This is a genomic window from Pseudoxanthomonas sp., assembly GCF_036845285.1.
In the GTDB taxonomy this organism is placed as follows: domain Bacteria; phylum Pseudomonadota; class Gammaproteobacteria; order Xanthomonadales; family Xanthomonadaceae; genus Pseudoxanthomonas_A.
Genome location: NZ_DAIUEE010000011.1, coordinates 39955 through 54042, shown reverse-complemented (window position 1 = coordinate 54042; position 14088 = coordinate 39955). Strand labels below are relative to the sequence as shown.

Annotated in this window: 12 protein-coding genes; 6 read left to right on the top strand and 6 right to left on the bottom strand. The window is 67.6% G+C overall.

Annotated features, from left to right (window positions below; genetic code table 11):
- Positions 1-21 precede the first annotated feature (21 nt).
- On the top strand, positions 22-2919 hold the full coding sequence (locus V7060_RS13585; protein ID WP_334179790.1) for a two-component regulator propeller domain-containing protein: 2898 nt from the start codon (positions 22-24) through the stop codon (positions 2917-2919).
- Positions 2920-3125: 206 nt separating this feature from the next.
- Here V7060_RS13585 and V7060_RS13580 read toward each other — a convergent pair whose 3' ends face one another.
- A complete protein-coding gene (locus V7060_RS13580) occupies positions 3126-3575 on the bottom strand; it encodes a transposase (RefSeq protein WP_334179789.1) in 450 nt (149 codons plus the stop codon).
- Between the two features lie 402 nt (positions 3576-3977).
- On the opposite strand from V7060_RS13580, the gene V7060_RS13575 reads away from it, so the two are divergent.
- The 4 genes from V7060_RS13575 to V7060_RS13560 all read left to right on the top strand — a co-directional run bounded on the left by V7060_RS13575 (position 3978) and on the right by V7060_RS13560 (position 8003).
- Positions 3978-5126 (top strand): SPFH domain-containing protein, encoded by a 1149-nt coding sequence (locus tag V7060_RS13575; protein ID WP_334179788.1) that lies wholly within the window; start codon positions 3978-3980, stop codon positions 5124-5126.
- 12 nt (positions 5127-5138) lie between these two features.
- Positions 5139-6464 (top strand): TFIIB-type zinc ribbon-containing protein, encoded by a 1326-nt coding sequence (locus V7060_RS13570; protein ID WP_334179787.1) that lies wholly within the window; start codon positions 5139-5141, stop codon positions 6462-6464.
- A 10-nt stretch (positions 6465-6474) separates the two neighbouring features.
- Entirely contained in the window at positions 6475-6738 is a 264-nt protein-coding gene (locus V7060_RS13565; protein ID WP_334179786.1) for a hypothetical protein, read from the top strand.
- A gap of 410 nt (positions 6739-7148) precedes the next feature.
- Positions 7149-8003: a PA4780 family RIO1-like protein kinase gene (locus V7060_RS13560; protein WP_334179785.1), complete on the top strand. Its 855-nt coding sequence runs from the start codon at positions 7149-7151 to the stop codon at positions 8001-8003.
- A 197-nt stretch (positions 8004-8200) separates the two neighbouring features.
- Here V7060_RS13560 and V7060_RS13555 read toward each other — a convergent pair whose 3' ends face one another.
- A complete protein-coding gene (locus tag V7060_RS13555; protein WP_334179784.1) occupies positions 8201-9031 on the bottom strand; it encodes an NAD-dependent epimerase/dehydratase family protein in 831 nt (276 codons plus the stop codon).
- Positions 9032-9129: 98 nt separating this feature from the next.
- Here V7060_RS13555 and V7060_RS13550 point away from each other — a divergent pair, with 98 nt between their 5' ends.
- Positions 9130-9918 carry a helix-turn-helix domain-containing protein gene (locus V7060_RS13550; protein WP_334179783.1) on the top strand — a complete coding sequence of 263 codons (789 nt, stop codon included), beginning with the start codon at positions 9130-9132 and terminating at the stop codon, positions 9916-9918.
- Between the two features lie 232 nt (positions 9919-10150).
- Here the strand turns inward: V7060_RS13550 and V7060_RS13545 are convergent, their stop codons facing one another.
- The 4 genes from V7060_RS13545 to V7060_RS13530 form a co-directional block, all read right to left on the bottom strand.
- On the bottom strand, positions 10151-11644 hold the full coding sequence (locus V7060_RS13545; protein WP_334179782.1) for a hypothetical protein: 1494 nt from the start codon (positions 11642-11644) through the stop codon (positions 10151-10153).
- Between the two features lie 31 nt (positions 11645-11675).
- On the bottom strand, positions 11676-12197 hold the full coding sequence (locus V7060_RS13540) for a hypothetical protein (RefSeq protein WP_334179781.1): 522 nt from the start codon (positions 12195-12197) through the stop codon (positions 11676-11678).
- 260 nt (positions 12198-12457) lie between these two features.
- Positions 12458-12952, bottom strand: a complete 495-nt coding sequence (locus V7060_RS13535) for a hypothetical protein (RefSeq protein ID WP_334179780.1) — start codon at positions 12950-12952, stop codon at positions 12458-12460.
- Positions 12953-13235: 283 nt separating this feature from the next.
- Positions 13236-14078, bottom strand: coding sequence for an amidohydrolase family protein (locus V7060_RS13530; RefSeq protein ID WP_334179779.1), 843 nt, complete (start codon positions 14076-14078; stop codon positions 13236-13238).
- Between the last annotated feature and the right edge of the window lie 10 nt (positions 14079-14088).

Here is a 14088-nt window from a genome sequence, read left to right as displayed (position 1 = left end):
AACCGATGTCCGGAATTCCGCATGTTTCCTGATGCACGGCGCGCCAGCGCCCTGCTGGCCGGCGTGCTGTGCGCACTCCTCCTGTTTCCCGCCCATGCGCTGGAAGCGCGGCGGGCGATCGGCCAGTTCACCCATGTCTGGTACGAGAACCAGCTGCCGCAGGGCACGGTGCTGTCCATCGCGCAGCAGGCCGACGGTGCTATCTGGCTGGCGACCTATGGCGGGCTGGCGCGGCACAGCGGCGACGGCTTCGAGACCATCGACCCGCGCTTCGCACCGGCACTGAAGAGTTCGGCCATCACCGCGGTCAGCGCAGACCGCAGCGGCGGCCTGTGGGTCGGCACCCTCAATGGCGGCCTGTACCGCCGGCAGGGCCGCACGCTGGAGCCGGTGCCCCTGCCCGATGGCATCGAGAGCGTGTTCGGCATCGTCGGCGACACCGCGGGCGGCGTGTGGCTGACCACCAACGCGGGCGTGGTGCGGATGGCGGACGGCAGACCGCGCCTGCTGGGCGATGCCGACGGCTTCCCGCCGCGCGGCTTCTACCGGGCCATCGTCGCCGACCACGGCGGCGGCATCTGGATCGCGGCCGACGGCGTGGGCGTGGTGCATTGGCAGGACGGCAAGGCACGGGTGTACGACGAACGGGATGGCCTGCCCAGCAACGCGGTCTACAGCCTGGCCGTCGATGCCGCCGGCACGGCGTGGGTCGGCACCCAGGCCGGTCCGGCGTTTTTCCGCGACGGCCGCTTCCAGCGCGACCCGCGCGCGGCCGCGCTCGACGGCCAGCGCATCTACACGCTGTATGGCGACCGCGACGGCAGTGTGTGGTTCGCCCCGCTGGACATGGGCCTGTGTCGCCTGGTCGCCGATGACTTCAGCTGCGACAACACCCTGGCCGGCCTGCAGGGCGAAACCGTGCGCTCGATGTTCGAGGACCGCGAAGGCAACCTGTGGATCGGCACCACCTCCAGCGGCCTGCACCGGCTCAGCCCGTCCAAGCTGGTCACGGTGACCGGGCAGATGGTTTCCAATGCCGTGCGCGCGGTACACCAGGTGCCCGGCGGCGCGCTGTGGATCGGCACCGACGGCGCCGGCCTGTCGCGCCATGGCGGATCTGCGCTGCAGCCCGCCGTGGACTACAACCGCCAGCTGCCGAGCCAACTGGTGCGCGCCATCCTGTCCGATGCGCAGGGCCAGCTGTGGGTGGCCGGCACCGAAGGCGTCACCCGCTTCGACGCGCGCGGCCAGGCCCGCAGCTTCGGCCTGGCGGACGGCCTGCCGGGCACCATCGTGTTCGCCTTCGCCCCGGCCCGACAGGGCGGCATGTGGACCGGCACGCTGCAGGGCGTGGCCCGCATCGACGGCACGCGGGTCGACGTGGTGGAAGGCACCCGCGGCGATGACACCCGTGCCCTGTTCGAAGACGCCGATGGCCGGCTGTGGATCGGCCTGCGCAGCGGCCTGCGCTGCCTGACCCGCGGCACGGTGGATACCTGCGGCACCGACGGCCTGCCCGGCACCAGCGTGTTCGCCTTCCATCCAGCCGCCGACGGCAGCCTGTGGCTCGGCACCAGCGTCGGCATCATGCGCGTGCACGGCGGCAAGGTGACCCGCTATCTGGAGCGCGCCGGCTTCCATGGCGATGCGGTGTTCGCGCTGCTGGACGACGGCCGCGGCAACCTGTGGTTCAGTTCGAACCGCGGCATCGGCCGCCTGGCCAAGGCGGATTTCACCGCGCTCGATCGTGGCGAGGTGCAGCAGCTCGCACCGCACTGGTACGGCACCAGCGACGGCATGCTCAATGCGCAGGGCAACGGCGCCTCGCAGACGCCGGCGGACCGCAGCGACGATGGCCGGCTCTGGTTCGGCACGGCCAAGGGCGTGGTCGTCGTGGACCCGGACCGCATGCAGGGCAATCCGCAACCGCCGCCGGTCTCGATCGAGCGCCTGCTGGTGGATGGCGTGGACATGGATCCGCAGGCCGCCGGCCGGCTCGGCCCGGGCGTGGAGCGGCTGGAACTGCACTTCGCGGCGATGAGCTACGTGGCACCCTCGGCGGTGCGCTACCGCTATCGGCTGGACGGCTTCGACCGCGCCTGGAGCGAACCCGCCACCGGCCGCGCCGCGTATTACACCAACCTGCCGCCCGGCGACTACGTGTTCCGGGTGATGGCCAGCAACAACGACGGCGTGTGGAACGAGCAAGGCGCGCAACTGCGCTTCACCCTGCTGCCGCAATGGCACCAGACCTGGTGGTTGCGCACGCTGGCCGCGCTGGCCGCGCTGGGCCTGCTCGCCACGCTGGTCCGGCTGCGCCTGCGTGCGGCGCGCGAACGCGAGCGTGCGCTGACCCACGAAGTCGCCCTGCGCACCGACGCGCTGCGCGAAGCCAATGCGCGCCTGCAGCACCTGGCCGCCAGCGATGCGCTCACCGGCATCGCCAACCGGCGCGAGTTCACCCGCTGTCTGCAGCTGGCCTGGGACGACCACGCGGCACGCGATGCGCCGCTTGCAGTGCTGCTGATCGACGTGGACGAGTTCAAGGCCTACAACGACAGCTACGGCCACCTGGGCGGCGACACCGCGCTGGCTACCCTCGCCACGCAACTGGCGGACCACCTGCGCGGCGAGGACGACCTGGCGGCGCGTTACGGCGGCGAAGAGTTCGCCGTGCTGCTGCCCGACTGCGACGCCGACGCCGCACTCGCGCTGGCACAACGGCTGGTCGCCGACGTGCGGCAGCTTGCGTTGCCACATCGCGGCTCGAGCGTCGCGGACATCCTCACCGTCAGCATCGGCGCCGCCAGCCTGCGCCCGGCGCATGGCGGCACCCCCGATGCATTGCTGCACGCGGCGGATGCCGCGCTGTATCGCGCGAAGGCAGACGGAAGGAACCGGGCGTTGCCGGCGACATGACGTTGACCCGCCCATTGCCGTAGGGCGGACTCAAGCCCGCCATTGCGGCCCCGCCGTCATCCGCTCGCCCATTCGCACGCATCGACACCGCGAGTCCTCGTCGAGGAACCCCGCGACGGATGCATCGACATGGCGGGCCAGGGTCCGCCCTACGGGATCGCGGCGCATCGTAGGGCGGGCTCAAGCCCGCCGTCGCGAACTCGCCGTCACTGTCCCATCCATTCCCACGCATAGACGCCGCGCGCCACCCATCGAGGGAATGACGAGTACGGCCAGTCACATGCACGCGGCGCATGGCCATGTTTCACAGGATTGAGATGCACATAGTCGACATGACGCCGCAGGTCGTCCTCGTCGCGGATCAGGTGCTCCCAATAGCGGCGCTGCCACAGCCCGCGTTCGCGTCGGACGATGCGGCGTCGTGAACGCGCTTCATCTTTCGGCAAGCGACGACTGACGTGGGACTTGATCTGCGCCCAGCGGTTTGCGTTGTCGGCATCTCCTACCGGCAATCGCCACACGCAGTGCAGATGGTCGGGCAGTACGGCGATCGCCAGCACGTCGAACGGCCGCACGCGCCGCGTCTCGCGGAACGCTTCGCGTAGCAACCCGATATGGTCGACCAGCAAACGGCTGCGCCGATCCAGCAGGTTCACGGTGAAGAAGTAGGTACCTCCCGGTACCTGCAGGCGGCGATAGTTGGGCTTGGAGGGAGCGTGGCGTACCTCCGCACTTACGACCGTCGTCCGGTACCGCGATGCCTCGTCGGGGAATCCCTAGGCGGATGCGTCAACACGGCGGGCTTGAGCCCGCCCTACGGATCACGGTCGTAGGGCGGGCTCAAGCCCGCCGTCGCGCCCCACCCGTCGTACGGATCAACGCCTCAGATGCAGACCAGCACACGCCCATGCCAAGCCAGCCAAGGTAACGCGCGCCGGCAAGTGACTTCCGGCAGGTCCACCGCATGACCTCTGCGCCATGGCGGTAACGGAGTGCTATGTATACTCGGTCACACTCGGCGGGTGCCCCTTCCCGCCTTCGAATCACGGAGCGATGTCATGGGTCTTGTACAGGCGGTGGTGGGTGCGGTCGGTGGCGTGCTGGGCGACCAGTGGAAGGATTTCTACACGGTGCCGCAGGGCCTGCCGTCGACGGCGGCGCTGTTCGCCGCGGTGCCCCAGGGCACCAATGCCGGGCGCGGATCCAACACCAGCGGGTCGTCCCACATCATCACCAACGGCTCGAAGATCGTCGTGCCCGAAGGCTACGGCCTGCTGTTGATGCAGGACGGCGCGATCACCGCGTTCGTTGCCGAGCCGGGCGGCTACGAGTGGCGCTCGGACGACATCAACTCCAAGTCGATCTTCGCCGGCGACGGCATCGTCTCGACCTTCATCACCCAGAGCTGGGAGCGCTTCAAGTTCGGCGGCCAGCCGGGCTCGCAGCAGGCGGCGTTCTTCGTCTCGTTGAAGGAACTGCCCGACAACCGCTTCGGCACCCAGTCCGAGATCTACTGGGACGACGGCTTCCTCAACACCCAGGTCGGCGCGGTCACGCGCGGCTCGTACACGCTGAAGATCGTCGACCCGATCCTGTTCGTGAAGAACTTCGTGCCGGCCACCTACCTGCAGCCGGGCAAGGTGTTCGACTTCACCGACCTGGACAACGCCGCCGCCACCCAGCTGTTCAACGAAGTGGTGGGTTCGCTGGCACCGGCCTTCAGCCTGTACACGAACGATCCGTCCAAGGGCAACCGCATCACCAAGCTGCAGCAGGATTCGCTGGGCTTCGCGCAGAGCCTGTCGGCCGCCGTCGAGCAGGGCTACCAGTGGAGTTCCGATCGCGGCCTGGCCATCGTCAAGACCGCCATCGTCTCCATCGAGTACGACGCCAACACGCGTGAACTGCTGAAGACCGTGCAGCGCGCCGACGCGCTGTCGGGTTCGCGCGGCAATTCCAACCTGCAGGCCAGCGTCGCGCAGGGTATCCAGTCCGCCGGCGAGAACGGCGGCGCGGCGGGCCTGATGGGCATCGGCATGGCCTCCGGCATGATGGGCGTGGGCGCGATGCAGCAGCCGGTCGCCCCCGCGGCACCGGCCGCGGAGGATCCGGTCGCCAAGCTGAAGAAGGCCAAGGAGATGCTCGACCTCGGCCTGATCACGCAGTCCGACTACGACGCGCTGAAGGCGAAGGCCCTGGGCCTGTAAGCGGAAGCACGCATGTCCACCCCGCACCGTCCGGCGCCCCCGCCGCTGCCGCCGGTGCCTCCTGCGCTGGGTCCCGGCTCGCCGCAGGAGGTGCCACCGTTGCCCGGAAGTTTCCCGGTCGATCCCGCCACCCTGCCCGACGCCATCCGCAACGAAATCGAAGCGCCCGATCCGGTCGCCATCGATACCGCCGCGGCCGAGCTGAAGGACGGACAGAACCGCTGCCCGAAGTGCGGTGCCACCGACATCCGCCACAAGCCGGGCAGCGACGTGCTGGTCTGCCTGTATTGCCGCAACGAATGGGTCGGCGAGCGCGTCGAGGAAGCCTTCGGCTTCGGCGAAGGCATCGCCGAGCTGCACGGCACGGTCATCGCCTCCGGCGCACGCGACATCCAGGCCGACGCCGCCGTGCTGATGACGTTCAAGTGCACCGGCTGCGGCGCCGAGGTCACGGTGAACACCGAGAACGCGATGACGGCGCGCTGCCACTGGTGCCGCCACGTGTTCGGCGTCAACGAGCAGATCCCCAACGGCGCCGTGCCCGACGCGGTCCTGCCGTTCCACATCAGGAAGGACGATGCGGTGGCGCGCATCCGCCAGTTCGTCGACAAGCGCAAGCTGTTCGCACTGAAGGCGTTCAAGGACCAGTTCTCGCCGGAGAACGTCGTCGGCGTGTACCTGCCGTACATGATCGTCGACGGCAACGCGAGCGCCAGCGTCAGCGGCAAGGGCGAGATCCTGACGCGCACCTACACGCGCGGCACCGACAAGGACAAGAAGACCTACTACGACGCCGACATCTACCGGGTAGAACGCGCGGTGGACTTCACCGTCGACGACCTGCCGCTGGAATCCTCGCGCGAGCGCGGCAACCTCGACACCAAGATCAATACGCAGAACATCATCAACACCATCCTGCCGTTCGACACCAAGAACGCAGTGAAGTGGAATGCCTCCTACCTGTCCGGCTTCACCTCGGAGAAGCGCGACACCGACGTGGAGCAGCTGCGCCCGCGGCTGGAAGACCAGTTGCTGTCGATCGCGCGCGCGCAGGTGGAGAGTTCGGTCAATCGCTACGACCGCGGCGTGCGCTGGGAACAGGAAAAACTGGACGTGCATGGCACTCGCTGGGTGTCGATGTACCTGCCGGTGTGGCTGTACTCCTACCACCAGCCGGGCAGCAACGGCGGCCTGCTGCACTACATCGCGGTCAACGGCCGCACCGGAGAAACGATGGGCAGCGTGCCCGTGCAGCAGTGGAAGCTGCTGCTCACCGCGCTCACCGTAGGCACCTTCCTGGAGGGCATCGCCCTCTGGATCATCTGGGCCGGATCATGAGCGACGACACATGAGCGACGACAACGGCCTATGGCTGCTGGCCCTCGGCCCCACCGGCGCCGCGGCGCTGTACTGGGCCATCTACCGGTATTACCGCAACACCGACAAGTCGCACGCGTTCGAGCATGAGACCGACGTCGAGGCCAAGCCCGTGACCGGCGACGACCGCAAGATCGACACCGTCACCGGCACCCAGCGCACCCGCATCGACGGCGACAACGTGCGCGCGTACCGGCAGCGCGTGACGCGTATCCGCGACGACGGCGGCTCGTAAGGCAGGTCGAGGCCCGCCGTCCGCTGTTTCCTTCTCCCCGTACAACGGGGAGAAGGGAAAAGCGGTGGCGCTTCCCACGTTCCAGCCTTCCCCCACGCAGGGCGAAGGGAAAAGCCGCGACGCATCCGCTGTTTCCTTCTCCCTGTGCACAACGGGGAGAAGGTGCCCGAAGAGCCTGCCCCGTACTTGATACGGGGGCGGATGAGGGGCGCTTTCCCGTCAGCGCACCCGATGCGGCTTTCACGTTCGAGGCCGTCCCTCGTCCACCCCGGGTGCGCTCCGCTTACCCGGCCTACGACGTTAGGACGAGGCGAGGTCACGCTTCCGCGATCCCAATCCCTGCACGCCCCGCCGCTTTCAGTCAAACTTCCCGCCCGTCGCGGCGTCCGCCGCGCCCCTGCAAGGACGCCGTGAAGACCCCTGCCAGCCTGCTGATGCTGATAGACGAAGGCGTCATCGACGAGGTGCTGCGACCGCTCAAGAGCGGCAAGGAAGCGGCCGTGTACGTGGTGCGCGCGGGCGACGACGTCCGCTGCGCGAAGGTCTACAAGGACATGGCGCAGCGCAGCTTCCAGAAGCGCGCGCAATATCAGGAAGGCCGCAAGTCGCGCGGCAGCCGCGAATCGCGCGCCGTTGCCAGCGGCAGCCGTTACGGCCGCAAGCAGCAGGAAGCCGAATGGAAGAACGCCGAGGTCGATGCGCTGTACCAGCTGCGCGAGGCCGGCGTGCGCGTGCCCGAGCCGTACGGCTTCTTCCATGGCGTGCTGGTGATGGAACTGGTGACCGATGCCGAAGGCTTCTCCGCCCCGCGCCTGGGCGAGGTGGAACTGACGCCGGAACAGGCACGCGAGTACCACACCGTGCTGGTGCGCCAGGTCGTGCGCATGCTGTGCTGTGGCCTGATCCACGGCGACCTGTCGGCGTACAACGTGTTGGTTGGTCCCGACGGCCCGGTGGTGATCGATTTCCCCCAGGTGGTCAGCGCCGCCGGCAACAACGCCGCGCGCACCATGCTGCTGCGTGACGTCAACAACCTCACCGCCACCCTCGGCCGCTGGGCGCCGGAACTGCTCGACACCTGGTACGGCGAAGAGATGTGGCTGCTGTTCGAAGCCGGCACGCTGTTGCCGGACACAGTACTGACGGGGCAGTTCACCCCGGACGAACGCAGCGTCGATCTCGATGGCGTGCGCGACGCCATCAACGATGCGCGCGAACTCGCGCTGATCCGGCAGCAGGGCCGCGAGGCGCAGAACGAGGATTGATCGGGCGTATGCCGTAGAGCGGGCTCAAGCCCGCCGTCCGTCACCCGGACGATGACGCGGTAGCTGCGATCCACGCATCAACACGGCGGGCCTGGGCCCGCCCTACGTCCGCCCGGCGACCGTACCCCTCGTAGGGCGGGCTCGAGCCCGCCATCGCGCATCATGACGTCGCGACGATCGAAGCGCGCAATAACGGCTTACGCCTCCCCCGCCCTCACCGCATCCGCCAACCGCGGATACAGCGGCCGAAAGCCCAGATCCTCGCGGATCCGCCGTCCATCCATCATGGCGGAAAATGCCTTCGCCCGCTCCGGGTCCGAGCCATCCGGCGCCGGCTCGCCGACCGAGGCGAACAGCGTCGCCAGGTCCGGCGCCTCGTCGTCCACCATGTTGTAGATGCGGTACGTCGGCGACGCCTTCTCCAGCAAGCGGATCACCGCCTGCGCCACGTCCGCATGATGGCCAAGCGACATGCGCTGGTCCGGCGGGAAGGTGCGCATGAACGGCACCACGCCCTGGATATGCGGATCGCCGTCGCCATAAACGAACGGCAAGCGCAGCACGCGCACGTCCAGGCTCTCGATCGCCAGCAGCATCCGTTCGGCGGCGAGTTTGCTCTGCGGATAGGCATCGATCGGAGCGCAGGCATCGTCTTCCTGCGACGGCATGCCGCCATTCGGCCCATAGACCAGGCCGGTACTGGTGAACACGAACCGCGCTACGCCCGCCTCAAGGGCCGCCTGCGCCAGATACTGCGTCCCCAGGTTGTTCACCGCATGCGCCTCTTCCGGCGTGGCGCCACGGAAGAACGCCGCGCAGTGCACCACGGCGTCCACGCCCTGCACGGCCGCCGGCAACGTGGCCGGCTGCATCAGGTCGCCGACGGCGAGCTGGATGCCGTTGTCCGACAGTTCGATGGCACGTGCGGCATCGCGCACCAGGGCACGCACGGCGTGGCCCTGCTGCACCAGCCGCATCGCGAGTCTGCTTCCCACTTTTCCGGTCGCGCCGGTCACGAGTACGTTCATGGCAGCGACGATAGCGGCCGCTATCGTCCGATGCATTGTAAAAACCGGCCATCGCACGCGGGTTGCGGTGCCACGGACGCGGCGACCACAATGGCCGCATGCCTGCCGCCCTCGCCCGCTCGCCCGTGGTCACCGCCGGCGCCGCCATGCGCCCGGTCGTCGCATGGACGGTGAGCGAGTACCCGCGCGACCGACAGCGCGTGGCTATCCCGCAGGTGGAAGCCCAACTCGTCGTGCGCTTTAGTCCGACCCTGCCCGACGGCATCGACGTACACGCGATGGGCCCGCGCAGGCAGGTCCATCGCAAGTTCATCCGTGGCGGACAGCGTGCAGTGCTCGCGCGATTGCGCCCAGGCACCTACCGAGCGGCACTCGGCATCTCCGCCGCGGAACTGCAGGGCGCACCGGTACCACTCGAGGCGTTGTGGGGATCCGCCCAAGTCCAACGCCTACGCGAGCAACTCATCCATGCGACCGATACGCAGGCCGCCGGTGCGTTGCTCGACGTCGCTGTGTCGTCGCGCGTGGCGCGGCAGCCGACGCTAGACACGGCACCAGCCTTCCTCCCCGTCGCACTGGACCGCCTGCAGGTCGCCAGCCTCGGCCAGGTCGCGCGCGAGCTCGGCATCAGCGAACGCCACCTGCGCCGCGTGCTGCACGATGCCCTCGGCCTCAGCCCCAAGACCTACGCGCGCCTGACACGCTTCGCCCAGGCGGTGCGCGCCGCGCAAGCCGCCGACACGGTCAACTGGTCCGCCATCGCCGCCGACACCGGCTACTACGACCAGGCCCACCTGATCGCCGACTTCCACGCCATCGCCAGCAGCACGCCGCGCAGGCTGCTGGAGGAGTTGCGTGAGGACGATAGCGATATCGCGGGAGCCTGAGCATCCAGCCGTTCCCTTCTCCCCGTGCAACGGGGAGAGGGTGCCGAAGGCGGATGAGGGGCGCTTTGCCATCCGCGCTCGCAAGGCTTCCCCCACACTTTCACGACGAATGCATCGCGATCAGATCGCGCGCGATGCAACACCGCGCCGGCCCCTCATCCGCCCTCCGGGCACCTTCTCCCCGCATGCGGGGAGAAGGAAAAGCCGCGACGCGTTCGTGCTTGCGAACCGCCTAGACCTGCCGTCCCAGCGACGGCTGCACGTCGCGTTCTTCGGCGACCGGTTGTCGCACGGTCTGCGGCTCGCCCCTCTCGCGGAACGCGGCCGCTTCCGGCGACTGCGCATACTCGCGCATGACACGATCGGCACCCGCCTCGTCGCCCGCGGCAACGGCCGCCAGCATGCGGTTGAGGTAGGGACTCTCGAAGGTGGGCGTTGGTACGTGATCCGCGCGTCGCACCGGCGCGTCTGCGCCGATAACGGCCGGCTCCTGCGACATGCCCGCATCGACGCGCAGGTTGGGCGTCCTGGGATCCACGCGCAGCAAGGTCTCTCGTTGCCCGTTCTCGTCGATGGTCAGCGTCGTCGTGCCATCGGCATTGCGAACGCGCGTCACGTTGTTGGGATCGAGGCTGCGCCATTGCCCGCCGATATAGGCCTGGCCCTCGCCGTTGCGGTTCCAGTGCACGAAATCGTGGCCCGACACGTAGAAGCCCGCTTCGCGGCGACCCTGCGCATTCGGCTGCGGATTGCCCTCGGCCAGCGACCCGCCCCGGTCGAGCGCCTCGATCATCCGGCGCGAGCCTTCCGGCGTGAGGAACAGCGACCGCACCGTGTCGTACTCGTGACCGAGGTTGGGATGCTCCGCGTTCGGCTGATGCGCGGCGACCGGTCCGATCAGCGAGTTCGCGCTGACGTTGGCGTAGGCCTGCGACAGCGGACTGTCCGCATGGGCGCCACGCAGGGCATTGAGCACCCCGATGCCGCGCAAGGTGTTGTCCGCCCCGCTTTGCAGATAGTCAGGATTGCCGTTGCGCTCGTTGGGTCGGAGCGCATCGACGGCGGCCTTGACGTCGTCCGGCGAGGTCAGCGTGCCCGCTTCCACTTGTCGCAGCAGCCCAGGCCAGAACCCGCGACCGGCTTGGTTCTGCAGCTTCATCATCATGCCGGCGAGCTCGGCCTGCTCATCACCGGTGCTGCCACGGTACAGGTCCGTGCGTTGCAGACGCTCCAGGGCCGAATCCTGGTTGCCGACCACCGCATCGGTCGCGGTCACGCCATTGACGTGCTCGGTATCAAGACCATGCACGAACGTGCGGCCTGCATCTGAGGCGAGAAAGCGATTGATGCCGGAGCGGTCGATGTCGACGGCGCCAACCGCTTCCATCTGACGCCCCCTGCGCTGCAGCGACTCGAGCGTGGCGCTGTAGTCGTCCCGCCCAAGCTCAAGCGCGGCGCGGTCCGGCTGCGTACGCGCCCAAGTCTGGTAGTTGTCCAGCATGTCACGCGCCACGTCGGGGCGCCATCCGAAATCGATCTGCAGCGTACCGATGGTGTAACCGCTGTCGGCGACCGGCTCCATGCGTCCGCCGGCGCCGACGTTTCCGGCAAAGCTCAGGCGGTAGGCGACGTCACGGCCTGCGATGCTGCCTTCCGAGGTGACGCCGACGGCGAAGTAGGCGGCGGCCCGCAGTTCGTTGTCGGTCAGGGGATTCGGATTCGTCATGGTCCATTTCCTTATGGGTTCTCACGGGGCTTCAGCGGGCGTCACCGGGAATACCGGACAGGCAGTCCTTCATCCACGGTTCCGCCAGCAGCGCATCGCGTTGGTCGTTAGCCATGGGCACGGCCTTGTAGTAGCCGAAGCAGGAGCCGTCCGTGCGCGTCGACGTGGAAAGCTTGCCCTTACAGATCCGCAGCGGCTTGTCGATGCGCTGCCAGCCGTCTTCGCATTCGGTATCGGTTTCGGAACCCGGCCGACCGCAGACGTGCGTGCGCACCGCCGCCGTGGGCGAGTTTGCGCGCGCGATGATCCTGCCTCTGTACTCTTTTCCGGTGGCGAAATAGAACCAAGTCCCACAAATGCGGTCGCCACGTTGCAGCAGCTGATAACGGCCGCATTCTCCCGGCGTGGTCGAGCCGTAGCACGCCTCCCATTCACCCGCGAACGTGCCGCTTGCGGCAGTCGCAGTAGGGGTCGCTTCATCGCCCGCGTGTCCGGCGCGCATTCCCGTGCATGCCACCAGACCGAACAACGCCACCATCATCCATCTACGCATGCAGAATCCCTCCCGACTGGCGTTGTCCCATGCTACGACGCGACTACATCACCCACAACCACTCACATTCACGCAGTGACGAATCGCTACGGCGTTGAAGACGACGACGCATCGTCACGCGAAGTGCTGTACCCGTGTAGCAAACGCGACGCTGATCTTTTGCGAACATACACCGTAGGGCGGGCTCAATCCCGCCATCTGACTCCGCGATGGCGGGCTTGCGTCCACCCTACGTCAGCAACCGACCCGCTTCCTGCCGGTCACGGATCGCCCGATAGACACGCTTGCATCCATGGCTCTGCCTGCAAGGCGTCGCGCACTTCATTTGCCAGCGGCATGGACCGGTAATCGGCGAAGCAGCTGCCATCCGCGCGCGTCAAGTCGGAAAGCTTGCCCTTACAGATCCGCAGCGGCTTATCGATGCGTTGCCAACCATCCTCGCATTCGGTATCGGACTCGACGCTCCGACGACCGCACACGCGCGTGCGCCGTGCCTCCGTGGACGAGTCTGCGTGCGCGACGATCCTGCCTGAGTATTCTTTTCCGGAAGCAAAATGAAACCAGGTACCGCAGATGCGGCTGCCACGTTGCAGCAGCACGTAGCGACTACATTGATCTGATGGAGTCGTGCCCGGGCAAGCCTCCCATTCCCCCGCGAACGTGCCGCTTGCACCAGCGGAAGCAGGGGCCGCTTCGCTGCCCCCCTGCCCCGCGCGCATCCCCGTGCATGCCACCAGACCCAACAGCGCCACCATAGTCCATCTACGCATCCAGAATCCCTCCCGACCGGCGTTGACCGATGCTACGACGCGAATCCATCACCGACAACCACGTACATTCATTGACGTGATGAGCCGCTTCAGCTTGAAGGTGACAGCGGCGCGTCATCACGCGTGTTGCTGCATGCGTTTACCACAGTGAATGTTGCTTCTCGCGAACACCACACACGCATGCGCACTTCCCTTCTCCCCGTACAACGGGGAGAACGCACCGAAGACGGATGAGGGGCGCTTTGTCGCCAGTACACGTGATGCCGCGTCACCTTCCGAACAGCGTCATCGCATTCCCGCTGCGGATCTTCGCCTTCTCCTCATCCGTCAGATCAAGGCGCTCGAACGCCTTGACCGTCGCATCCAGCCCGATCTGCGGGTAGTCCGAACCCAGCAGCACGTGGTCGAGGCCAACGTTGCGCAGGGTCCAGAGGAATTCCTCTTCCACCGGGGAATCGGCGACCACCAGCACGGTGGCGGAGATGTCGAAGTAGAGGTTCTCGAAGCCGAAGCCGTCAGCGGTGCGCGCGAGGGCGAGGATGTTCCAGAAGCGGAAGTTGAGGCCGCCGATGTGGGCGAGGATGAACTTCGTCTTCGGCACGCGCACCACCAGGTTGAACAGCTTCTCGCTGTCGCCGGGCAGGATGTTGGCATTGTCCAGCAGCACGGTGAGGCCGAGTTCGCCCGCCTTGCGCACCAGCGTTTCGACACGCGGATCGGATACGTCGAAGCCCTGCGTATGGGCGTGGATTTTCAGCACCTTCACGCCCGCCGCGGCGACGCGCGCGAGTTCGGCCAGCGCGGCGTCGCCGTCGTAGGGATGCACGGTGGCGATGGGCAGCACGTCGGCATGCGCCTTCGCCAGGGCGATCACCTGGTCGTTACCGGCGCGGATCTTCGCCAGGTCGCCCTGCCGTGCCTGGTGCGGGCCGCCGAACCACATCACGCCGATGCCGGACAGTTCCAGCCCTGCGGCGCGCACGTCGTCGCGGTACTGCTGCAGCGAGGTCTCGCCATCGCGCAGGTGCACGTGCACGTCGAACACGGGGTTCGCCGCCATGGCGTTCGTGGCAGCGGACAGGCAGAGGATCAGGGCGAGCGTACGCAGCATCGTGGTCTCA

Bases quoted from the DNA above. Each gene is read 5' to 3' on its own strand.
- V7060_RS13535 (WP_334179780.1), bottom strand. From the start codon at position 12,952: ATGGTGGCGCTGTTGGGTCTGGTGGCATGCACGGGGATGCGCGCGGGG.
- V7060_RS13545 (WP_334179782.1), bottom strand. From the start codon at position 11,644: ATGACGAATCCGAATCCCCTGACCGACAACGAACTGCGGGCCGCCGCC.
- V7060_RS13550 (WP_334179783.1), top strand. From the start codon at position 9,130: ATGCCTGCCGCCCTCGCCCGCTCGCCCGTGGTCACCGCCGGCGCCGCC.
- V7060_RS13575 (WP_334179788.1), top strand. From the start codon at position 3,978: ATGGGTCTTGTACAGGCGGTGGTGGGTGCGGTCGGTGGCGTGCTGGGC.
- V7060_RS13540 (WP_334179781.1), bottom strand. From the start codon at position 12,197: ATGCGTAGATGGATGATGGTGGCGTTGTTCGGTCTGGTGGCATGCACG.
- V7060_RS13570 (WP_334179787.1), top strand. From the start codon at position 5,139: ATGTCCACCCCGCACCGTCCGGCGCCCCCGCCGCTGCCGCCGGTGCCT.
- V7060_RS13555 (WP_334179784.1), bottom strand. From the start codon at position 9,031: ATGAACGTACTCGTGACCGGCGCGACCGGAAAAGTGGGAAGCAGACTC.
- V7060_RS13530 (WP_334179779.1), bottom strand. From the start codon at position 14,078: ATGCTGCGTACGCTCGCCCTGATCCTCTGCCTGTCCGCTGCCACGAAC.
- V7060_RS13565 (WP_334179786.1), top strand. From the start codon at position 6,475: ATGAGCGACGACAACGGCCTATGGCTGCTGGCCCTCGGCCCCACCGGC.
- V7060_RS13585 (WP_334179790.1), top strand. From the start codon at position 22: ATGTTTCCTGATGCACGGCGCGCCAGCGCCCTGCTGGCCGGCGTGCTG.